Annotated in this window: 18 protein-coding genes; 7 read left to right on the top strand and 11 right to left on the bottom strand. The window is 59.4% G+C overall.

Going from position 1 to position 21,216, the window contains the following annotated elements:
• Positions 1-237 precede the first annotated feature (237 nt).
• The 7 genes from DU29_RS0119565 to DU29_RS0119595 all read right to left on the bottom strand — a co-directional run bounded on the left by DU29_RS0119565 (position 238) and on the right by DU29_RS0119595 (position 8,490).
• Positions 238-1,275 (bottom strand): sensor histidine kinase, encoded by a 1,038-nt coding sequence (locus DU29_RS0119565; RefSeq protein ID WP_028623200.1) that lies wholly within the window; start codon positions 1,273-1,275, stop codon positions 238-240.
• 23 nt (positions 1,276-1,298) lie between these two features.
• Positions 1,299-2,768, bottom strand: coding sequence for an ATPase domain-containing protein (locus DU29_RS0119570; RefSeq protein WP_028623201.1), 1,470 nt, complete (start codon positions 2,766-2,768; stop codon positions 1,299-1,301).
• A complete protein-coding gene (locus DU29_RS0119575) occupies positions 2,765-3,196 on the bottom strand; it encodes a hypothetical protein (protein ID WP_028623202.1) in 432 nt (143 codons plus the stop codon). The genes DU29_RS0119570 and DU29_RS0119575 overlap by 4 nt, the downstream gene beginning before the upstream one ends.
• A 135-nt stretch (positions 3,197-3,331) precedes the next feature.
• The gene (gudD, locus tag DU29_RS0119580) at positions 3,332-4,684 is read right to left on the bottom strand and encodes a glucarate dehydratase (protein WP_028623203.1); all 1,353 of its coding nucleotides are present in this window, start codon (positions 4,682-4,684) and stop codon (positions 3,332-3,334) included.
• Positions 4,685-4,727: 43 nt separating this feature from the next.
• Entirely contained in the window at positions 4,728-6,095 is a 1,368-nt protein-coding gene (locus DU29_RS0119585) for an MFS transporter (RefSeq protein WP_028623204.1), read from the bottom strand.
• 370 nt (positions 6,096-6,465) lie between these two features.
• Positions 6,466-7,527, bottom strand: a complete 1,062-nt coding sequence (locus DU29_RS0119590) for an SDR family oxidoreductase (protein ID WP_028623205.1) — start codon at positions 7,525-7,527, stop codon at positions 6,466-6,468.
• Positions 7,528-7,605: 78 nt separating this feature from the next.
• Positions 7,606-8,490, bottom strand: coding sequence for an NAD(P)/FAD-dependent oxidoreductase (locus DU29_RS0119595; RefSeq protein ID WP_028623206.1), 885 nt, complete (start codon positions 8,488-8,490; stop codon positions 7,606-7,608).
• Positions 8,491-8,632: 142 nt separating this feature from the next.
• Between DU29_RS0119595 and DU29_RS0119600 the strand changes: the two genes are divergently transcribed.
• Positions 8,633-9,073 (top strand): Rrf2 family transcriptional regulator, encoded by a 441-nt coding sequence (locus tag DU29_RS0119600; RefSeq protein WP_028623207.1) that lies wholly within the window; start codon positions 8,633-8,635, stop codon positions 9,071-9,073.
• Positions 9,074-9,226: 153 nt separating this feature from the next.
• On the top strand, positions 9,227-9,667 hold the full coding sequence (gene tspO, locus DU29_RS0119605; protein ID WP_028623208.1) for a tryptophan-rich sensory protein TspO: 441 nt from the start codon (positions 9,227-9,229) through the stop codon (positions 9,665-9,667).
• Positions 9,668-9,684: 17 nt separating this feature from the next.
• Here the strand turns inward: tspO and DU29_RS0119610 are convergent, their stop codons facing one another.
• The 4 genes from DU29_RS0119610 to DU29_RS0119625 form a co-directional block, all read right to left on the bottom strand.
• On the bottom strand, positions 9,685-10,080 hold the full coding sequence (locus tag DU29_RS0119610; protein ID WP_028623209.1) for a DUF1850 domain-containing protein: 396 nt from the start codon (positions 10,078-10,080) through the stop codon (positions 9,685-9,687).
• Positions 10,077-12,104, bottom strand: coding sequence for a TRAP transporter permease (locus tag DU29_RS0119615; RefSeq protein ID WP_028623210.1), 2,028 nt, complete (start codon positions 12,102-12,104; stop codon positions 10,077-10,079). Before DU29_RS0119615 ends, DU29_RS0119610 begins: the two co-directional genes overlap by 4 nt.
• 82 nt (positions 12,105-12,186) lie before the next feature.
• Entirely contained in the window at positions 12,187-13,140 is a 954-nt protein-coding gene (locus DU29_RS0119620; protein WP_028623211.1) for a TAXI family TRAP transporter solute-binding subunit, read from the bottom strand.
• Positions 13,141-13,245: 105 nt separating this feature from the next.
• Entirely contained in the window at positions 13,246-13,863 is a 618-nt protein-coding gene (locus DU29_RS0119625; RefSeq protein ID WP_028623212.1) for a TetR/AcrR family transcriptional regulator, read from the bottom strand.
• 153 nt (positions 13,864-14,016) lie between these two features.
• Here DU29_RS0119625 and DU29_RS0119630 point away from each other — a divergent pair, with 153 nt between their 5' ends.
• The 5 genes from DU29_RS0119630 (at position 14,017) to DU29_RS0119650 (ending at position 21,200) form a co-directional block, all read left to right on the top strand.
• The gene (locus tag DU29_RS0119630) at positions 14,017-15,234 is read left to right on the top strand and encodes an ATP-NAD kinase family protein (protein WP_028623213.1); all 1,218 of its coding nucleotides are present in this window, start codon (positions 14,017-14,019) and stop codon (positions 15,232-15,234) included.
• Positions 15,235-15,271: 37 nt separating this feature from the next.
• The gene (gene gcvPA / locus DU29_RS0119635) at positions 15,272-16,675 is read left to right on the top strand and encodes an aminomethyl-transferring glycine dehydrogenase subunit GcvPA (protein ID WP_028623214.1); all 1,404 of its coding nucleotides are present in this window, start codon (positions 15,272-15,274) and stop codon (positions 16,673-16,675) included.
• Positions 16,672-18,222 carry an aminomethyl-transferring glycine dehydrogenase subunit GcvPB gene (gene gcvPB, locus DU29_RS0119640; RefSeq protein ID WP_028623215.1) on the top strand — a complete coding sequence of 517 codons (1,551 nt, stop codon included), beginning with the start codon at positions 16,672-16,674 and terminating at the stop codon, positions 18,220-18,222. Before gcvPA ends, gcvPB begins: the two co-directional genes overlap by 4 nt.
• A gap of 96 nt (positions 18,223-18,318) precedes the next feature.
• A complete protein-coding gene (locus tag DU29_RS0119645) occupies positions 18,319-19,941 on the top strand; it encodes an acyl-CoA synthetase (protein ID WP_028623216.1) in 1,623 nt (540 codons plus the stop codon).
• Positions 19,942-20,072: 131 nt separating this feature from the next.
• Complete coding sequence (locus DU29_RS0119650; protein ID WP_028623217.1) at positions 20,073-21,200, top strand: saccharopine dehydrogenase NADP-binding domain-containing protein; 1,128 nt, start codon at positions 20,073-20,075, stop codon at positions 21,198-21,200.
• Positions 21,201-21,216 lie beyond the last annotated feature (16 nt).

Consider the following 21,216-nt stretch of genomic DNA (forward strand, 5'->3'; position numbering starts at 1 on the left):
CAGCGCTTTTCCTGGATTGATTTCCCGACAGGCATTACCACACCCTGGCGCGTGAACGAACGCCGTGCCCTTTTCAGCCTCCTTCTGTTCTGCCTGGCACGCTCTGCAAGTGATAGAGCCGTTGACAAGCCTCCATTGCGCGTTCCACTCAATCAGCTGTTCCGTGGATGTCATCGTCCGGTACTCCAATCGAAGCTGGGCCGAGTGCTAACGTGTTTCCCGCCCTCGGCAGTGTAATCACCACTCATACGTCGTGGCGCCATAAGTCAACAACGGCAGCGTCACAATGAACTCGCTACCTTTTCCGGCTCCTTCACTCCTACAGATAACCTCACCGTCGTGGGCTTCGACGAGCTGTCGGGTGACCGCCAAGCCCAGTCCGAGTCCTGATCTGTTGACTGCCTGGGCGGTGACATCCCGGACGAACGGATCAAAGATCGTGGGCAGTATCTCTGGAGATATGCCGATGCCACTGTCAGTAATGCGAATACTGACCGTCCCGGCATCCGCCGTGACCTTCAGATCAACAGAGCCTCGCTCCGGGGTGTACTTGGCGGCGTTAGTCAGAACGTTGTTGAGGATCTGATTCAGGCGAATTGGATCGCCTTTCACCAAGAGGACGCATTTGGGCAGGTCTACGCTGAAATTCAGGTTCTGCGCCGCCATCATCGGCATGCACGCGGTGGCGGCCTCGCGGATGACTTGCACTACATCGACATCACGGCAATGGATGTTCAGCTTGCCCGTACTGGCCCGCGAGACATCCAGCAAATCTTCGATCATTCGCGAAATGTGCTGAACCTTCCCTTCAATCAGCGCGCGCATCCCGGGCAGGTCTCCGCTTGGAAGGCGGGTCATGCGTTCGGCAATCATGCTGATCGGGGTCAGTGGATTGCGAAGTTCATGGGCAACCATCGCGAGAATGCTCTTTTGTTGAACAACAGCCAGCTCCGCCGAGGCCTGCATTTGCTGGGCCCTTAATGCGGCGGTGGTCAATTCTTGATTAGCTTTTCGCAGCTCCTGTACAACCGATAAGTCTGGCTGCACGGGAGGGGAGGCTTCGGACTGGCCAAGGATGCGCAGCACCAGTTGTTGATTGGCTTCAATCAGGTTTTCCAGGTGCTGGCTGTCGCTGAGCAGCTTACGAGCCTCATCCAGTTCGCTTTGCAGCGATGAGAGGGTGGCGCGTCTATCCTCGACCTGTTGGCCGAGCAGATGCAGCTCAAGAGCAGCCTTGGCGAGCTCCGTCTCGTTGTTGCCATCCGCCTTAATCATGAATTGAATCGACCATAGCCACCTCAGGGTTTGTCGTGCACCAATCGTTGTCTGGTAGGTCGACCACCGAGCAGGCCTTCTTGTTCAGGAAGTCTGTCGCCAATTTGCAATCCGTTGCTATCAATGTTGTAAACCCGCAACTCATCGGAATGCGCACTAGCGCGCACCTTGACCACCGCCATGATGCGAAGCAGTCGGCTTTCCACCTCGATATAGCGCTGTACGATGATGGCATCGGTCAGGAAGGCGGTGCCATAAGGACTGAATCGCAAATCGTTATAGCGATCTTCCAGCTCCGAGGTCATTAGCACGGTGGCCCCGGCGCTGGTCAACGTGCTCACCATCCACGCCAATGATTGACGGAAGTCTTCTTGGAAAGTGGGCGCAAGTGCCAGTTCGAACCCGGAGAGCGAGTCAATGACGACTCGTGTGGCGTTCAGTCGCTTGATCTCTTTCAACAGCATATGGACGATTTCAGCGATCGACAGGTCTGGCGCATGGCTGTCTATCAGCGCTACATGGCCATCTGCAATCAATTTTTTGAAGGTGGCATTCCGCAAGTGATCGGGACGCTGCTCAAAAACGGCGACAACACCCGTCTCGCCGTTTTTTGCACCTTCTTCGAGGAAGGAAGCAGCCAGTATGCTTTTGCCCGAACCGGAAGGCCCTGCAACCAGCAGCGAATAACCCCGCGGCAGCCCGCCACCGAGCATTTCATCGAGGCGGGGCACACCCATCTTCAACCGCGCGGAGGACTCCGTCGTATGCAGTTCAACGGCGTTCTGACCCGGCATGACGGCCGGCGAGAACACCTTGATCCCTGAGGTTTCAATCCGGAACGTATGCAGACCGGGCACCGTAGGCTGGCCGCGCATCTTCATGATTTCCATTTTGCGCACCATCGAGTTGCGATAGACACTCTGCCTCAGCCAGATCAAGCCGTCAGCCACGGTGAAGATCGGGTTGGTATCGGTTTCGGTGAAGTATTCGCCGATCAGGAATGTCGTTGCCTGCCAGGTGGTCATCAGCATGCCCAGTTGCTGCACGAACTGAGGCAAGTTGTTGTTCGGGTTGGTCTGGGTCTGGCTGGCCAGGACCACAGAACGGAATGAATCGACAAACACCAGGGACGGCGAATGGGCTTCCACTTCGCTGACGATGCGCCGCAACACTTCATCCAGATTACCGGCGAGGGTATCGTCGACCAGATTGATGTAACGAATCGATTTGTTGATCGCTTCATCATCAAAAAAGTCGAACTGCTGCTGATATCGCAGCATTTTCAATGGCGGTTCACCCAGTACGGTGAAGAACAATGCTGGGCGCTCAGGGGTCGCCAGGGAAAACATCATCTGATGCGCCAGGGTGGTTTTGCCACAGCCCGGTGGCCCAGCGATGAGATTGAAGGAAAACTCCGGTAATCCGCCACCCAATACGTCGTCCAGCCCAGGGACGCCGGTGGCCAGGCGGTTGATTGTCACTTTCGTGGTCATGACGAAATATCCTGCGCAGGGGTGTCGCTTGAAGAAGTGTGCAACACACTACGGAGCAATTTGGCCGTCAGTGACGGCCCTATCAAAGTGGTTAGCAATTGGTACAGAGAGGTAAGAAGGTTCTCCCCCAGGTAAAGCGCATTGACTGCGCTTTGCTTCAGGAGAACTATTTTGAGTTCCGCCAGGGTCATGGCCGGCAGAAGGGAATCATACATACCAGCCAGACGCGGATTTTTACTGCAGACGATAAAGCTGCGACGAAAAAGAGCCACAACCCCTCGCTCGCCAATAATCGGCGCAAGGGCTGCGTTCATGTCTTGCAGCGTAGCAACGACGGCGTTAGCAATCTTTGCGATGTCAGAGGTGTCACCTATCCGCTGCGTAAGGGCAGTGGCTATCTGACGACCCTCTTCGCTTTCCGTAGGCATGGGGGAAGGACTTCTGATGGTGTCCCGCAATGGTACACCGTCAGCGAACTTTCTGAGGGGTATTGCTTGAAGGGGCGCCGGCCGAGCATCTCCAGCGCACCTTGGTCAGCTTTAAGTCATAGGCCCGGCGAGAAATCAGCGCACCAGACAAGGCTGCTTGTTGTTGAAGCTCCAGCCTGGAATCAAGAACTGCATCGCTACACTGTCATCGCGAGCGCCGAGTCCCATGCCTTTGTACAACTCGTGTGCCTTCGCCACGGCGTCCATGTCGATGTCTACGCCCAGACCGTGTTTGGTTGGCACTTTGACGTAACCCCCTTCGATTTTCAGCGGTTCCATGGTCAGGTGCTGGCCGTCCTGCCAGATCCAGTGCGTGTCGATCGCGGTGATTTCGCCCGGTGCAGCGGCCGCCACTTGAGTGAACATCGCCAGGGAAATATCGAAGTGGTTGTTGGAGTGAGAGCCCCAGGTCAGGCCCCATTCATGACACATCTGAGCCACCCGGACTGAGCCCTGCATCGTCCAGAAGTGCGGATCGGCAAGCGGGATGTCGACCGATTGCAGCTGGATGGCGTGGCCCATTTCGCGCCAGTCGGTAGCGATCATGTTGGTCGCGGTTTTCAGGCCAGTGGCGCGACGGAATTCGGCCATGACTTCACGACCCGAATAGCCGTTTTCGGCACCGCACGGATCTTCGGCGTAGGCGAGTACGTGATGCTGGTCACGGCACAAGCGGATGGCTTCTTTCAGCGACCATGCGCCATTGGGATCGAGCGTAATGCGCGCATCGGGAAAACGTTCGGCCAGTGCGGTAACGGCTTCGATTTCTGCATCGCCGCTCAGCACGCCGCCTTTGAGTTTGAAATCGTTGAAGCCATATTTTGCTTTTGCCGCTTCGGCCAGGCGCACCACGGCTTCAGCGGTCATGGCTTTCTCGTGACGCAGGCGGAACCAGTCGTTATCTGCATCCGACTCGTTGCGGTAGGCCAGATCCGTGACATCGCGATCCCCGATGTAAAACAGATAACCGAGCATTTTTACTGCATCACGTTGCTGCCCTTCGCCCAGCAGTGCAGCGACCGGAACCTCCAGGAATTGCCCCAGCAGATCGAGCAGGGCAGCTTCCATCGCAGTCACGGCGTGAATGGTGATGCGCAGATCGAAGGTTTGCAGTCCGCGACCGGCGGCGTCACGCGATGCAAAGGTGGTGCGCATCTGGTTGAGGATGCGCTGGTACTGACCGATCGGCTGGCCGATCACCAGCCCGCGCGCGTCTTCGAGGGTTTCGCGAATGCGCTCGCCACCCGGGACTTCACCCACGCCGGTATTGCCGGCGCTGTCTTTGAGAATGACGATGTTGCGGGTGAAGAACGGCCCGTGTGCGCCGCTCAGGTTCAGCAACATGCTGTCGTGGCCGGCGACCGGGATGACTTGAAAACTGGTGATAACAGGTGACTTGGAGCTGTTGGCGGCGTGTTCAGCGTTCATGGCAAATTCCTGCAAATGAGTTCATTCAGCGATCGATGAAAAATCAGTGGGTTTTGCTGACGGTCACTGTGGGTGCTGCGGCGATCGGCGGGGTTAATAGGGACGACGATTTCGGCGAGGTCCTGGCGAAAAACACCAGGATCGCGGCCAGTATCGACGTGCCGGCCAGGCCGTAGAGACCGCCCTGAATCGAGCCGGTGGTCTGCTCGAGAAAACCGAAAGTCGTCGGTGCGACGAAGCCGCCGAGGTTGCCGACCGAGTTGATCAAGGCGATCACTGCCGCAGCAATCCGTGCATCCAGGTAGCCTTGAGGAATCGGCCAGAACAGCGACGATGCCGATTTGAAGCCGATGGCGGCGAAGCAAATGGCCACGAAGGCGAAGATCGGCCCGCCGGTGGTCGAGAGGAACATGCCGGCAGCGGCGATTAACAAGGCAGTGGCAACCCAGGCCTGCTGGAATTTGAACTTGCCGGACAACGCCGCGAAGCTGTACATCGCAATGATGGAAATCAGCCACGGAATCGAGTTGAAAAAGCCGACCTGGATGTCGCTCAGGTCGCCCATTTTCTTGATGATGCTCGGCAGCCAGAACGTCGCGGCATAGATCGTCAACTGAATGCAGAAGTACAGCGCGCAGAACAGCACGATCTGCCGATCTCTGAGCAACTTGCCGATCGTGGGTTTGACCGTGGTCAGCGCTTCACGCGCACGCTGTTCCTGGTCGATGGCGTCTACCAGCGCATCCTGCTCTTCGCGGCTCAGCCACTTGGCGTCATGAGGTTTGGAGTCGAGCCAGAACCACACGAAGAAGCCCAGAAACACCGAGGCCAGACCTTCGATGGCGAACATCCACTGCCAGCCCTTGAAGCCGAAGCCGTCGATCTGCAGCAGAACACCCGACAGCGGGCCGGAAATCAGCGATGCAATGGCCGAGCCGCTGAGGAAAATCGCGATGGCTTTACCGCGCTCCACGCCTGGCAACCAGCGGGTGAAATAGTAGATCACGCCAGGGAAGAAGCCGGCTTCAGCAACGCCGAGCAGGAAGCGCAGGATGTAGAAATGGGTTTCGTTCTGGATGAACGCCATCATCGTGGCGACGATGCCCCAGGTGAACATGATGCGGGTCAGCCAGATTCGAGCGCCGACTTTTTGCAGCAGCATGTTGGACGGTACTTCGAAGAGGGCGTAGCCGATGAAGAACAGGCCTGCGCCCAGCCCGTACGCGGCTGCACCGATACCGAGGTCATGTTCCATGTGCGTGCGCACGAAACCGATATTGACCCGGTCGATGTAGTTGAGGATGAACATGATGACGAAAAGCGGGAGTACGTGTCTCTTCACTTTACGGACGGCGTGAGCCAGGACTGAATCTTCTGCCGGTGCGACAGACGCATTGCTTGAATTGGTCACAATTCAAAACTCCCACTGATTATTTTTATGCGGGTTTATGGTGTCAGTCATCATACAAGTAGATTTTTTGCCCTGCAACGGCGGTAAGCCGTGTTTCTTTGCATAAGGGGCTGGGGTATGTGGCGATAATGGTTATTTATGCCAGTGTTTATTGGGTGTAATACAGGGGGGGCTTGCCAGGGGGGTTTGCTGTGAGGGTTTTTCAGTTGGCGGAAACGATAACTCGCCGTAGCTATTTGATGTGTTGTCATACAAGAGGTGTTGCTAATCGATCAGTCTGGATGGTGCCCCCGCAGTGCAGGTTTGCACCGCAGGAGCTGTCCGGATCGAGGTCATGGCGGGTGACTCAGATCGCCATTTTGCTGAACAATCAGGGAATCAGGCGAGACTTGCGCAGTTTCTCGAACACGTCGAAAAACGCTTGATCGCTCGCTTGATAGGCAGTGAAGCCCATGGCCCTGCTTTTCGACATGTCGGTGACCACCTCGATCGGGCGACCCAGATCTGCATCGGTGTGCCATGGTGAAGTCAGTCGGCTGATATCCGATTCATTCAGCCCATGTTCGGCAACGACCTGCTGCCAGACGGTTTGGTCATCCGCCATCTGTGTCTCCAGTGGCGAGACGGTTGCGGGGAAATCGGCGGGCTGCACCCCGAAGTAATCGGCGATTCGGCCCCACATCCATTTCCAGCGGAACACGTCGCCATTGGTGACGTTGAAGGCCTGATTGGCCGCTTCGGGCGTGGTGGCGGCCCACAATTGTTGCGCCGCCAGTTGCCTGGCATCGGTCATGTCCGTGAGGCTGTCCCATTGCACACGGGACCCAGGGAACACAAAAGGGCGGCCGGTGTGTTTGCAGATGCTGGCGTAGACGGCGAGGGTGGTTGCCATGTTCATCGCGTTGCCCACGGCGACACCCGTGACGGTATGAGGCCGGTGCACGCTCCAGGTGAAGCCGTCCTTTTCGGCGGCGGCGAACACTTCGTCTTCCTGGGCGTAATAGAAATTTTCGATGTCCAGACGACCCTGTTCTTCGCGGAACGGAGTTTGCGGCAGGCTGCCTTTGCCATACGCTTCGAAGGGCCCCAGGTAGTGCTTCAAGCCGGTTACCAGCGCTACATGCTGAACACTTTGCGCCGGGCGAACCGCGTCGAGGACGTTGCGCACCATAGCGCCGTTGACGCGGATGTTGTCCGCTTCCGTGGCTTGCCGCGACCACGTGGTGATGAACACATGGGTCGGTTTCAAATCCGCCAGCGCTTGCTTCAACGACGACGGGTCTTGCAGGTCCGCAGCCACTGGAATCACTCCCGGTGCCGGGGCGGGGTTACGGGAAAGCGCTGCAACCTGCCATTTATTGTCGATGAGTAACTGGGTGATGGCGCTGCCAACGATGCCGCTGGCGCCCACGATCAATGCTGTCTGGGTCATAAGGTTCTCCGGTGAATAGTTTTCTGAGCCCGCGTGCGTGGCGGAGGTTCAACCGGATCGGTTCCAGCAGCCCGTCAATCAGCGAAAAATCAACGATTGATGCGCAGCGCCGCCGGTGCGTGCGCCGTCACCCACGGCGATGGCGACATTGCCGGCCGCGACGGCTGCATCACCGCAGGCAAACACGCCCGTCACACTGGTTTCACGCATCGCGTCGACCTTGATGAAATCGCCCATTGGCCCAGGTTCGAACTCACAGCCCAGTTGTTCGGCCAGTGGCGCCGCCATGTGGCAACGCGGCAGTACGAACACCCCCGCCAGTGGCAAGATTCTGCCGCTGCTCAACGTCACGTCGGCGTGCCCGCTCAGGGATTTCACCGAGTCGCGCTCCAGGGCCACGCCGCGTCGTTGCAGGCTGGCCAACTGCTCGGCGTCCGGCTCGAACGCTTCATTAAGCAGCAGCGTAGTCGGCCCCCAGTCGGGCAGCATCAGGGCGTGGTGCATGGACAGTGGACCGGTCGCGAGAACACCGATCGGGCCTTGATTCAACTCGTACCCGTGACAATACGGGCAGTGGAATACCGATTGGCCCCAGCGCTCCGCCAAACCAGGAATGGCCGGTAATTCGTCGGTCACGCCCGTCGCCAGGATCAGCCGTCGACCGGCGAACGACTGGCCATCGGCGAGGATGATCTCAAATTCATTGCCACGCTTGACCGCCCGGGCCGCCAGCTCGGAAATCCATTCAACGTTGGGATACGCCAGTAACTGCGTGCGCGCATCGCTGGCGATCAAGGCCGGGTCTCGCCCGTCCTGTCCAAGGAAACCGTGGGAATGGTGGGCGAAGCGATTGCGTCGCTGTCCGCCGTCGATCACCAGCACTTTGCGACGTGCGCGCGCCACCTGCAGGCCTGCGGAAATTCCGGCATAACTGCCGCCAACGATGATGATGTCGTAGACCATGATGACCACTCCGTGCTCTTCAAGAGCGCTCGATAAATTCTCGACACACCGTAAGTTACGTGAAAGCAGGCTGTCAATGGTCTCGTAACTTTCGATGTAGCGATTCATACTCGGCGCATCTATTTGCCCGGATTCGTCGTCTATGAGAACCGACACTCGCCTGTCACGGATGCTTCACGTGCTGATTCACATCGCACGTCACGATCAGCCCGCCACTTCCGACACCATTGCGCAGATGCTCGGCACCAACCCGGTGGTGGTGCGCCGGACCATGGCGTTGCTCAAGGAGGAGGGCTATGTTCGTTCGGAGAAGGGCCATCGCGGCGGCTGGACCCTGGCCAAACCGTTGACGCAAATAACCTTGCTGGATATTCACCAGGCGCTGGGTTCGTCTTCGCTGTTCGCCATTGGCCTGTCCACTGACCACCCCGAATGTCTGGTGGAACAAGCGGTGAATGCGGCGCTCACCGACGCATTCAATGCCGCTCAGGCGCTGCTGATCGCGCGTTTGGGCAGCGTTACGCTGGAGCAGTTGGCGCAGGATTTTGAAGCGCGTTTCAACGGTGTGGAAAAGCGGGTCTGACCGGGTGGTGCCCGCAAGCTGTGCCCTGTGTATCCACGATCGACCGAGAAAACTTTTTTGGCGGGCGACTTTTTGCTTCGCCTGACGTCCAACCCTGAGACTGCCAACATGGCTTACCAACCTCAGACAGCTGGCCTCAGCTAAGGACGGACGATGACCTTTTTCATTTTTCTTATAGCCTGCGGTGCCGCGGCGAGCACCGGCATCCTGTTCAAACCCGGCCAATGGTACAACGAGCTGAAGAAGCCCGGCTTCACGCCACCCAACTGGCTGTTTCCGGTGGCCTGGACGATCATTTATCTGCTGCTAGCCTGGGTCGGCTATCGCTTGACGCTGTTACCCGGCAGCCAGTTGCTGTTGGCATTATGGGCGGCGCAGATCGCCCTAAACACGCTTTGGACACCAGTGTTTTTCGGCGCGCACCAGATCTTTGCCGCCCTGATGATCCTCGTGCTTCTGTGGCTGGTGGTAGCGTATATGGTGGTGATGGCGTTGCGTTTTGATCTGGTGACCGGGCTGATCCTGTTTCCTTACCTTGCCTGGCTATCGGTGGCTGCAGCGCTTAATTTTTCCATCCTGCGCAACAATCGCTGAGTCGTCTGTCGCTCTGTTCAGTGCAGAGCGGCAATCTCGCAGCCCCACAGCTGTACGGACGGCTGGCCACTGTCCGGAGCGCCAATCCATTTGCTGAACGGGTGACAGCTGCCGTCGAAACACAGCTGGTAATCGCCCGCTTCCGGTGTCCTGCCTAGGTTCAACGATGGCAACGGCGGCAACGCCCGACGGTAGTGCCAGCTACCGTCGACCAAGCGTGCCTCTGCAGGGATTTCCATGCCCGCGCCATTTCCCCGCACCCGCGCTTCACCCAGCACCAGCCCTTGTGCGGTGACGCGGTAGTCTTCCTCCCAGCGGATCTTTTCGACGGTGTGTTCCCACGCCAGGGTGAAATTGACGATGGGAAGCTGAGCCCAAACCACTCCCGCCAGGCCCAGGCACACACCGATCATGCCTGTGCCAGTCGGGTGTGTCGCGAGCGCCACAGGTGCTGGGCGATGATCAGCGCGCCGAGCGCGAAACCGATCTCGTCGGTGAGCGGCAGTGCGACCACCAGCAAGGCGCCCGCAGCGAAGCTTGCCAAGCGTTCCCACATCGGCATCTTCTGTTGCAGAAAACCGGTGGACGCCATGCCCCACAAGCCGACTGCCAACACAGTCTTGATCAGCATGTAGGCGGTCATCCACAGGCTGTCGCCTTGCATCATCAGCGCCGGGTTGTAGACAGCCATGAACGGGATGACGAACCCGGCCAGGGCAATCCGCACCGCCCACAGGCTGATCTTGAAACCTGATTCCCTGGCGATGGGCGCGGCGGCAAAGCAGGCCAGCGCTACCGGCGGCGTCAGGTCGGCAAGGATGCCGAAATAAAACACGAACATGTGCGAAACGATCAGCGGCACGCCCAGTTCCAGCAGTGCAGGCGCAGCAATGGAGCTGGTGATGATGTAGTTTGGAATGGTCGGAATGCCCATGCCCAGCACCAGGCAGGTGATCATCGTCAGGATCAGTGACAGCAGCAGGTTGTCCCGCCCGATCGCCAATATGTAACCGGCGAACGTCGACGCCACGCCGGTCAGTGACACCACGCCGATGATGGTCCCGACCAGCACGCAGGCGATCCCCACAGGCACCGCGTGACGTGCGCCGTCAACCAGCGCGAACAGGCAGATTTCCAGCGTCTCGCGGCCGCCCTTGATGAACCAGCACACCAGCACCAATGCGGCGATGACCGCGAAAATCACGCCGATGCCGAGCTGGAAGAAACCCACGCAGAGCACGCCTAGCGCCACCCAGAAGGCGCAGCGCAAGGCGAAGCTGGAGACTCTCAGAATGATCGCCGAACCGAGGATCACGATGGCCGTCAGCGCCAGCCCGACCATCCCCGAAAACAGTGGTGTGCGACCGGAAAACAGCAGGTAGACCAGGACCAGCAGCGGGATCAGCAGGTACCAGTTTTCCTTGATCGCCCCCAGTGCACTCGGGCATTGATCTTTCGGCAGGCCCTTGAGGTTGGAGCGTTTGGCTTCCAGGTGGACCATCCAGAAGACCGAGCCGAAGTAGAGCATCGCGGGGATCAATGCCGCTTTGGCTACCTCCACGTACGGCACGTTGATGGTCTCGGCCATGATGAACGCCACCGCGCCCATGACCGGCGGCATGATCTGGCTGCCCATGCTCGACGTAGCTTCGACGCCACCGGCAAATGCCGCGCGATAGCCGAAGCGCTTCATTAATGGAATGGTGAACTGCCCGGTGGTGACGACGTTGGCAATCCCCGACCCGGTGATGGTGCCCATCAAGGCCGATGAAACCACCGCGACCTTCGCCGGGCCACCGAGCTTGTGGCCGAATATGCCCATGGCGAAATCGGTGAACAGTTTGATCATCCCGGCTTGCTCAAGAAATGAACCGAACAGGATGAACAGAAAGATATAGGTGGCCGACACGTACGTCGGCGTGCCGTACAAACCCTCGGTGCCAAATGACAGCTGATTGATGATCTGATCGAAGCCGTAACCCCGATGAGCCAACTCGCCCGGCAAGAATTCACCGAGTAAACCGTAGGCGAGGAACAGCCCGCAAATGATCGGCAACGCGATGCCCATCACCCGGCGTGCTGCTTCGAACACCAGAATGATCAAGACCAGCCCCACGACGATGTCGCTGGGCGTCAGGTCGCCTGAGCGCTGGATCAGGTCCGCCTCGAACACCCATTGATAAATCGCGGTGCTGATAGCGGCCAGACTCAGCAGCCAGGCCAGCGGTTGCCACGGCCGGCTTCTGCCGTAGGCGGGGTAGCTCAAAAACACCACCCACAGCAGGAAGCCCACGTGCACGGCGCGCAACACCTGGCTGGACACCGGCGAAAACGCAGCGGTGACGATCTGAAAGACTGAAAACGCCAGCGCCACGTAAAACAGGGTTTTTGGCCAGTCCCGCGGGTTCGCCGGAATACCGTGCTGATCTTCACTCATTAACTGCCTGCCTCATGATCACAATGCAAAGAAGGGTGATGCGCGGGCGCAGCGGCAGGGTATGCCGCTGCGCCACGCGTCATCACAGCGCAGCTTTTTCCTTGTAGTACCGTTCGGCGCCAGGATGCAGCGGGATTGGCAGGTTTTTGCTCGCGGACTCCAGCTTGATGTCTTTCGCTGCCGAATGAGCGTTACCCAGCCGCGTGAGGTTTTCGAACATCAGTTTGGTCATTTCATACGCCACGTCATCCGGCACATCGGCGCGGGTCACCAGGATATTGGTGATCGCCACCGTCGGCACCGCCTCGGGCTGTCCGTCGTAGGTATTCGGGGGGATCATCGCGCTCTGGTACGCCGGGTTGCCGATTTTGCTGACGACGTCGGCTGGTACGGCAACGTAGTTCAGCGGCATGACCGAGGACAGATCACGAATGGCCGCCATGCCCAGACCGGACGACTGCAGAGTCGCGTCCAGCTGGCGGTTCTTGATCAACTCGACGGACTCGGCGAACGGCAGGTATTGCACCTTGCCCATGTCTTCATAGCTCAAGCCTGCCGCTTTGAAAATCGCCCGCGCATTGAGTTCGGTTCCGGACTTCGGTGCGCCGACCGAGATCGTCTTGCCCTTGAGGTCCGCCAGCGTCTTGATCCCTGACTCCTGGCTGGCCACGATCTGGATGTAGTTGGGGTACGCGCCGCCGATGGCGCGAAGTTTGGTCAGCGGCGCCTTGAACCCGGCGTCTTCCACCCCGTTTTTTGCATCTGCCACCGAGTCGGCCAACGCCAGCGCCAACTCACCGCGACCGGCTTGCAACAGGTTGAGGTTCTCTACCGAGGCCTTGGTGGCCTGCACTGACGTCTTGACCCCGGGAATGCCGTCGCCGTAGATCTGCGACAGGCCGACACCAATCGGGTAATAAACCCCGCTGGTGCCGCCGGTGAGTATGTTGATAAACACCGGGGCGGCGTGTGCGGCGGTCGTCACGGCCAATGCGGCAGCAGCGGCCAGAAGGGTGAAGCGGTTGATCACTCGCATGGGAAAGGCTCCGTCTTTTATTGGCTTTGTGCAGAGTCATTCCACTGTAGTTGATGCAGGCGTAATACGCGTCGGTGCTGGGCTATGTTCGTGAGACACGAAGTTTCAACTTTTCTTCACCCCGCCTTTCTTCCCGCTGTCCAGCAGCAACCCCGAAGCCAGTGTCACGAAGCTCTCCACTGCCTTGCGCGACGCGGACTGGGGGTCGTCGGCATTGGCAATCCATAACGAAGCACCGAGCAACGAGCCCATGATCAGACGCGACATCGCCTCTGCATCCACTACGTGCACCGTGCCTTCGTCGATCAGTTTCTGGAGGCTGCGCTGAGTGCTTTGCATGCACGCGTTCTGGCTCGACCAGCCGGCCGGGTCGCCCAGTACCGCGGGCCCGTCAAGCAGCACGATGCGCTGGAATTCCGGTTCGAGCGCCATTTCGATGTAGGCGATGGACTCGTCGATAAAACCTTCCCACGTCGTGCTGGCCTCATTGATGATCACGCTCAGGCGTTCGATCATTTCCCCGTCAATCTGCGCGATCACCGCTTCCAGCAAGCCTTTCTTGCCACCGAAGTGGTGGTAGAGCGCACCCCGCGTCAGACCTGCTTCAGCCGTCAATTCGTCCATCGAACTGTCCGCATATCCTTTCGCCGCGAAGGCCTCTCGCGCAGCCTTTATCAGCTTGCCGCGAGTTTCCACAATCATGTCCGCGCGCTTCTGTGCCATCAGAACTTCATCCTCAAAAATTAGTGTCATACGCAACGTATGCCAGTTGACATACGCGATGCATGTCCTAATATAGCCGACATACACGGCGTATGCAATTTGACGGCATAGGCGTGATTCGGCCAAGCCGCCTTCAGCAGAGGAATTCAGCCCATGCACAAGCCCTGCGATTTTGATCTTCCAGACGGAAATCCGCCTGTAGTTTGCGCCACCGAACTGAATGCCGCTGGCCAGCCCTACGTCGCTGAAAGACGCAAAACCATCGGGCTTATCGTCAACCCCATCGCCGGTATGGGCGGGCGGGTCGGCTTGAAAGGCACCGATGGTGCCGGTGTTCTGGAAGAGGCAAAAAGACGCGGTGCGCGGCCGCTTTCCAGCGAGCGTGCGTTGCAGGCGCTGAAACGACTGGCTGCTTCAAGCACGCCATTCCACCTTGTTACCGGCTCCGGCGAACTGGGCGAGGACGTGGCGCGCGCCGCCGGCCTTGAGCCGATCGTGGTGTACCGCACACGCAGCGGCTGCAGCCTGCCGGAAGACACGCGCAATGCCGCCCGCGCCATGCTGCGCGCCTCGGTCGATCTGCTGTTGTTTGCCGGTGGCGATGGCACGGCGCGCGATGTGCTCGGCATGGTCAACGACCGCGTGCCGATCCTCGGCATTCCCACCGGCGTGAAAATGTACTCGGCGGTGTTTGGCACGACCCCGGAGAACGCCGGGCATCTGGCCTCGCGATTCATCGCCGGTGCCGGTTCGCTGCGCTCGCGCGAAGCCGAAGTGATGGACATCGACGAGGCGGCGATCCGCAACGATCAGGTGTCGACGCGGCTGTACGGCTACGCCCGCAGCCCCTATGAACGTCACCTGGTGCAAAACGCCAAGGCCGGTTCCGGGCCTGGCGAAAACGCCACGCTCGATGCTGCGAGCCGGCAGATCGTCCGCGAGATGCGCACAGGCTGCCTGTACATCGTCGGGCCTGGCACCACGACGCGGCGGGTCATGTCAGCCCTCGGTCTTCCTTCCACGCTGCTGGGCGTGGACGCGGTGCTGAACGGCGTACGCGTCGGCGCTGACCTCAACGAGCACGAAATCCTGCAACTGATGTCGGGGCGTGAGGCGCGGATCATCGTCGGCGTGCTCGGTGGCCATGGCAGCCTCTTCGGCCGCGGCAATCAGCAGATCAGCGCCGAGATCATCCGCCGCACAGGCGCGGACAACATCATCGTGATCACCACCGTCGAAAAGCTTCTTTCCCTGGAAGCCGGGTGTTTGCGCGTCGACACCGGCGATGCCGAAGTCGACGCCATGCTCGCCGGCTACAGGCGCGTGCACACCGGACCTGACCGGTCGGTTTTCTTCAAGGTTACATCCTGATCAGCCGTCCCACCTGAACTCAAACGAGGTTAACCCCATGAGTCTTCATGTCGCCCATCCCTACATGGCGAATTCCGTTCCCGCAATCCAACAGGAAATGCTCGACTCGATCGGTGTGGACAGCATCGAGCAGTTGTTCCAGCAGATTCCTGCCGAGCATCGTCTCAAGCGACCAATCAATTTGCCGCCGGCGCTCAACGAGAGTCAGCTTCGTCGGCACCTGTTGAGCATCCTGTCGAAGAACAAGACCACCGAGCAATACCTCAACTTTCTCGGCGCCGGCAGTTGGCAACACCATGTGCCCGCCGCCTGCGACGAAGTGGTGCGGCGCAATGAATGGCTGACGTCGGTGTTCGGCGAGCCGAGTTCCGACCACGGGCGCAATCAGGCCTGGTTTGAATTCTGCAGCCAGCTCGGCGAGTTGCTCAACATGGACCTGGTCGGCCTGCCGGTGCGCAGTTGGGGTTGCGCCGCCGGGCATGCGATCCGCATGGCCACGCGCATTAATGGCCGCAACGAGGTCGCCGTGGTGCGCGCCATCGATCCGGAGCGGCTCTCGGTCATTCGCAATTATTGCGAACCCGTCGAGATGCCCAGCCACATTACCGTGCGACTCGTCGATTACGATCCGGCCACCGGGTTGATTGATCTGGATCACCTGCGCGCGACCGTCGGCGCGAACACCGCAGCGGTCTATTTCGAAACGCCGTCGTACCTCGGTGTCATCGAACATCAGGGCGCGGAAATTGCCGCTATTGCGCACGCTGCGGGCGCCGAAGTAATTGTCGGGGTCGACCCGATTTCCCTCGGCGTGCTCGCGGCACCCATCGATTTTGGCGCGGATATTGTGGTCGGCACTACGCAGCCACTGGGTGTGCACATGAACTGCGGGGGCGGCGTCAGTGGTTTCATCGCCTCACGGGATGAAGAGCGTTACGCCCATCAATACCCGACGCTGTTCATCAGCATCGCGCCCACCACCAAGCCGGGTGAATACGGATTTGGCCTGAGCCTGTTCGAACAATCGTCCTATGGCTTGCGCGACAAGGGCAACGACTGGACCGGCCACTCGGTGTACATGTGGGCCATCGCCAATGCGGTGTACATGGCGATGATGGGGCCGCAGGGCTTCGAAGATGTCGGCGGCGTGATCCTGCAACGGGCGCATTACGCGGCAAAACTGCTCGGGCAGATTCCCGGCGTGCGGGTGACCTTCCCGTCGGGTTTCTTCAAGGAATTCGTAGTGAATTTCGATGCCACCGGGCACTCCGTGGCAGACATCAACAAGCGCCTGCTCGACCTCGAGATCTTCGGCGGCAAAGACCTAACCCGGGACTTCCCGGAGCTTGGCGCCAGCGCACTTTACTGCGTCACCGAGGTTCACACCCAGGCCGATCTTGAGCGTCTGGCCGACGCACTCAAAGAGGTAATCGCACAATGAGCACCACACTCAGGGAATACCATGCTCCGGTCTGGAGCGAACCGGTCATTATGGAAATGGGCTATCCGGGCCGCCGCGGGATGATTTTTTCCGACGTCGAGGAAGACGTGAAAACGGCCGTCGGCAGCGTTGAAGGGCTGGTGCCGGTGACGATGCGTCGCGGCAAAAAACCGGCCTTGCCGGAAATGTCCGAACCCGAGGTGCTCTATCACTACCTGCGTCTGTCGCAACAGACATTGGGCATGATGGGCATCAGCCTGTTCGGGACCTGCACGATGAAGTACAACGCGCAGATCAACGAAGCGATGGCCTGGCGTCCGGAGATAACTGAAGTCCATCCCTATCAGGACGAGTCTACCCTGCAGGGCGCGCTTGAAATCGTCCATAACATGGACACGATTCTGCGCGAATTGTCCGGCATGGATCAGTTCATCTTCCAGGCCGGCGGCGGTGCGGATGCGGCGTACACCAGTTGTGCAGTCACCCGCGCTTACCATGCTTCGCGCGGTGAACTGGAACAGCGCAACGAAATCATCACGACCATCCAGACTCACCCAAGCAGCGCAGCAACGGCAGCGGCGGCCGGCTTCAAGGTCATCACGCTGATGATTGAAGAAAACGGCTATCCATCGCTCGAGTCACTGAAGGCGGCCGTGTCCAGTCGCACCGCGGCGTTGATGGTGAATAACCCCGACGACATGGGCGTCTACAACCCCGAGATTCGCGAATGGGTGCGGCTGGTGCACGAGGCGGGCGGTTTGTGCTTCTACGATCACGCCAACTTCAATGGCGCGATGACCAAAATCCGCGCCCGTGAACTCGGCTTTGACGCCTGCATGTTCATGCTGCACAAAACCTTCGGCGCGCCGAAAAGTGGCGTGGGCGGGCCGGCTGTCGGGGCTTATGGCTGCTCCGCCCAGCTGGCGCCTTTTCTGCCGGCACCGGTGGTGGCGTTCGATGGTGAGCGCTACAGTCTTGACCATGACCGGCCGCAGAGCTGCGGCAAGATCCGCGAGTTCTGGGGCAACGTGCCGGTGATCCTTAAAGCCTACGCATGGTCCCGCGCGATGGGCGCAGAGGGCATGGCTGAAGCCTCGGACATCTCGGTGCTGGCCAACAACTACATGGAAAAAGGCCTGCTGGCCATTCGTGGCGTGACCCGCTCACACCCGGATGCCACCAGCCCGCGCCTGGAAATGACCCGCTACAGCCTGCAGCAACTCAAGGAAGAAACCGGCGTGGATGTGCACGACGTGCAGAATCGCATGAGTGATTTCGGCATCGACCCGATGTGGAGCAGCCATCACCCGTGGCTGGTGGAAGAGCCCTTTACCCCGGAGCCGGGCGAGATGTATGGCAAGGAGGCGCTGGACACCTGGATCGCGGTACTGGCGCAGATTTCCGACGAGGCCTATTCCAATCCGGATATCGTCAAAACGTCGCCGCACAACCAGGCGATTCATCGCTTGAAAGGCGCCAACATGGACGATCCGCAACATTGGGCGATGACATGGCGGGCGTTCCAGCGTAAACGTCAGAACACTTGAACAAACACTAAGCGTGCCTGAACAGAGCTAACAATCAGCCACGGGATTTTGCCGGCGCAGAGCGCTTGGCCGGCAACCTCCCCACAGGAAAAACTCATGTCTATTTTCGAACAGCACCTGGCGCCGTTGCCGGTCAATCACATGGCGCTCTCGCCGCTGAGCTTCATTGAGCGCACGGCCTCGGTTTACGGCGATTATCCCGCCGTGATTCACGGCTCGCTGCGCCGCAACTGGCGGGACACCTACGAGCGTTGTCGGCGCCTTGCCAGCGCACTCAGCAGACGCGGCATCAAAAAAGGCGACACGGTGGCGGTGATGCTGCCGAACATTCCGGCGATGCTTGAAGCGCACTTTGCCGTGCCCATGATCGGCGCAGTGCTTAATACCCTCAATGTGCGTCTGGATGCGCAAGCGATTGCGTTCATGCTCGAACACGGCGAGGCCAAAGTGCTGTTCGCCGATCGCGAATTTCACAGCGTAGTTAGCGCGGCGCTGACGCTGCTGGAAAATCCGCCGTGGGTGATCGACGTGGACGATCCGGAGTACGGCGAAGGCAGCGTGCTCAGCGATCTGGACTATGAAGCGTTACTCGCCGAGGGCGATCCGCAATTCGCCTGGCAATGGCCCGATGACGAGTGGCAAGCCATCTCGCTCAATTACACCTCGGGCACCACCGGCAATCCGAAGGGCGTGATCTACCATCATCGCGGCGCCTACCTGAATGCGCTCGGCAACCAGATGACCTGGGCGATGGGCAATCACCCGGTGTACTTGTGGACGTTGCCAATGTTCCACTGCAACGGTTGGTGCTACCCGTGGACGGTTACCGCGCTGGCCGGTACCCACGTGTTTCTGCGCCGCGTCGAGCCGCTGCAAATTCTCGCGTTGATTCGTGAACACCGGGTCAGCCACCTGTGCGGCGCGCCCATCGTTCTCAATGCGCTGGTCAATCTGCCGGAGGCGGTCAAAGCGGTTATCGAGCATCCAGTCGACGCCATGGTAGCTGGCGCAGCACCACCGGCAAAAGTCATTGGCGCGGTTGAGGAAATGGGCATCAAGGTCACTCATGTGTACGGGCTCACGGAGGTCTACGGGCCGGTGACGGTGTGCGCGTGGCACGGCGAGTGGGATAAAAAACCGCTCGACGAGCGCGCCCGGATCAAGTCGCGTCAGGGTGTGCGTTATCCGACGCTGGAAGGTTTGATGGTGGCCGATCCGCAGACACTGCAACCGGTACCGAGCGACGGGGTCACCATTGGCGAAATCTTCATGCGCGGCAACACGGTGATGAAGGGTTATCTGAAAAACCCGGAAGCAACCCGCGAGGCTTTCGCTGGCGGCTGGTTTCACACCGGCGACCTGGCGGTCCGGCATCCGGACGGCTATGTCGAGATCAAAGACCGACTCAAAGACATCATCATTTCCGGTGGCGAGAATATTTCCACCATTGAGGTCGAGGATGTTCTCTATCGCCATCCGGCTGTGCTGGAAGCGGCGGTGGTCGCCCGCCCGGACGAGAAATGGGGGGAAACGCCGTGTGCCTTCATCACCCTCAAGGTTGACAGCGCAGTCACTTGTGAGGCTGACATTATTCTGTTCTGTCGTGAGCATCTGGCCGGTTTCAAGTTGCCTAAAACCGTGGTGTTCCGCGAGTTGCCGAAAACCTCGACCGGCAAGATTCAGAAGTACCTGCTGCGCGATTGGGCCAGGGCGTTGTGAGAGATGATTCGCCAGGGCAGAGCCGGCGCGGTGCGCGGTGACCACGCTTGCCTGGCCCACCTTTATCAGAGAAGCTCGCCACCTGTTCAAGGACTGCGCATCGCGCGATCAAACAGTTAGGGAAGAATGGCATGGCTCTGAGGGTGATGGTGGTCGGCGGGTACGGTAATTTTGGCAGCATCGTCTGTCGGCATCTGGTGGAGATGCCGGACGTAGAGTTGGTGATTTCAGGCCGCGATGCGCGCAAGTTGCAAGGCAAACTCGACGAGCTGAAGAGCCGTTCGGGCAAGGTCTGCGAAGGTTGGTGCGGCGATGCCATGGGCGCCGATTTCAATGCGGTTCTGCTGTCGATGGACATTCATCTGGTCATTCATACCGGCGGCCCGTTCCAGGGGCAGACCTATGCAGTTGCCGAGCACTGCATCGACGCCGGCGTGAACTACTGCGACCTGTCTGACTGCAGAACCTTCGTCAGCGGCATCGGCGTTCTCGACGTCCGAGCTCGAGAAGCGGGTGTGGCGGTACTCAGCGGTTGCAGTTCAGTGCCATCGTTGTCGGCCGCACTCATCGATCAGCAGCGGCATCGCTTTACGCTTATCGATTCGATCGAACACGGCATTACCTCATCAGCCAAGATGCCCGGCCTGTCCACCGTCGAAGGTGTGCTGGCCTATGCCGGCAAACCGATCAAGCAACTCAGGAACGGCCAGGTGCATGAAGTGTTGGGTTGGCAAGACCTGACCCTGCGCAAAATGGGGCACTTGGGCACGCGTTTGCTGGCCAATGTCGATGTGCCGGACATGGATATTTTCCCCAGCCGCTATGGCGCGCGAAACCTGGCGTTCAAGGCGGGCTTAGGGCTCAAGCTGGGCGGAGTCGCCAACTATTTACTGGCTCAGGCGTTGAGGACGGGCATCGTCCGTGACCCTGCTCCATGGGCGGCAAGACTGCATCGCTGGGGGCTCTGGTTTGAACGCTTTGGCGACGGTAAAAGTGCGCTGTATATCGATGTCAAAGGTCTTGGCGCCAACGGCCAGCCATTGTCAATGACCGTGCAGCTGACCGCGCTGAATGACAAAGGCCCGGAAATCCCGAGCTGTGCCGCCGTCGCTCTGACGGCAAAAATCGCCGGGGGATACTCGCCCGAACCCGGCGCCCGGGCATGCGTCGGTGAAATCTCGGTCGACGAGTACATGGCCGCGATCAATGAACCGGACAACGTGAGCCTCGCCGTGCACTTCTCGGATGGGCAGGGCTGATCATGCTGTATCTGAA

It is taken from the genome of Pseudomonas sp. Ant30-3 (assembly GCF_000690905.1).
Taxonomy (GTDB): domain Bacteria; phylum Pseudomonadota; class Gammaproteobacteria; order Pseudomonadales; family Pseudomonadaceae; genus Aquipseudomonas.

Coding starts and splice junctions, on each gene's coding strand:
- DU29_RS0119565 (WP_028623200.1), bottom strand. CDS start 1,275: ATGATTAAGGCGGATGGCAACAACGAGACGGAGCTCGCCAAGGCTGCT.
- DU29_RS0119570 (WP_028623201.1), bottom strand. CDS start 2,768: ATGACCACGAAAGTGACAATCAACCGCCTGGCCACCGGCGTCCCTGGG.
- DU29_RS0119575 (WP_028623202.1), bottom strand. CDS start 3,196: ATGCCTACGGAAAGCGAAGAGGGTCGTCAGATAGCCACTGCCCTTACG.
- gudD (WP_028623203.1), bottom strand. CDS start 4,684: ATGAACGCTGAACACGCCGCCAACAGCTCCAAGTCACCTGTTATCACC.
- DU29_RS0119590 (WP_028623205.1), bottom strand. CDS start 7,527: ATGACCCAGACAGCATTGATCGTGGGCGCCAGCGGCATCGTTGGCAGC.
- DU29_RS0119595 (WP_028623206.1), bottom strand. CDS start 8,490: ATGGTCTACGACATCATCATCGTTGGCGGCAGTTATGCCGGAATTTCC.
- DU29_RS0119600 (WP_028623207.1), top strand. CDS start 8,633: ATGAGAACCGACACTCGCCTGTCACGGATGCTTCACGTGCTGATTCAC.
- tspO (WP_028623208.1), top strand. CDS start 9,227: ATGACCTTTTTCATTTTTCTTATAGCCTGCGGTGCCGCGGCGAGCACC.
- DU29_RS0119610 (WP_028623209.1), bottom strand. CDS start 10,080: ATGATCGGTGTGTGCCTGGGCCTGGCGGGAGTGGTTTGGGCTCAGCTT.
- DU29_RS0119615 (WP_028623210.1), bottom strand. CDS start 12,104: ATGAGTGAAGATCAGCACGGTATTCCGGCGAACCCGCGGGACTGGCCA.
- DU29_RS0119620 (WP_028623211.1), bottom strand. CDS start 13,140: ATGCGAGTGATCAACCGCTTCACCCTTCTGGCCGCTGCTGCCGCATTG.
- DU29_RS0119625 (WP_028623212.1), bottom strand. CDS start 13,863: ATGGCACAGAAGCGCGCGGACATGATTGTGGAAACTCGCGGCAAGCTG.
- DU29_RS0119630 (WP_028623213.1), top strand. CDS start 14,017: ATGCACAAGCCCTGCGATTTTGATCTTCCAGACGGAAATCCGCCTGTA.
- gcvPA (WP_028623214.1), top strand. CDS start 15,272: ATGAGTCTTCATGTCGCCCATCCCTACATGGCGAATTCCGTTCCCGCA.
- gcvPB (WP_028623215.1), top strand. CDS start 16,672: ATGAGCACCACACTCAGGGAATACCATGCTCCGGTCTGGAGCGAACCG.
- DU29_RS0119645 (WP_028623216.1), top strand. CDS start 18,319: ATGTCTATTTTCGAACAGCACCTGGCGCCGTTGCCGGTCAATCACATG.
- DU29_RS0119650 (WP_028623217.1), top strand. CDS start 20,073: ATGGCTCTGAGGGTGATGGTGGTCGGCGGGTACGGTAATTTTGGCAGC.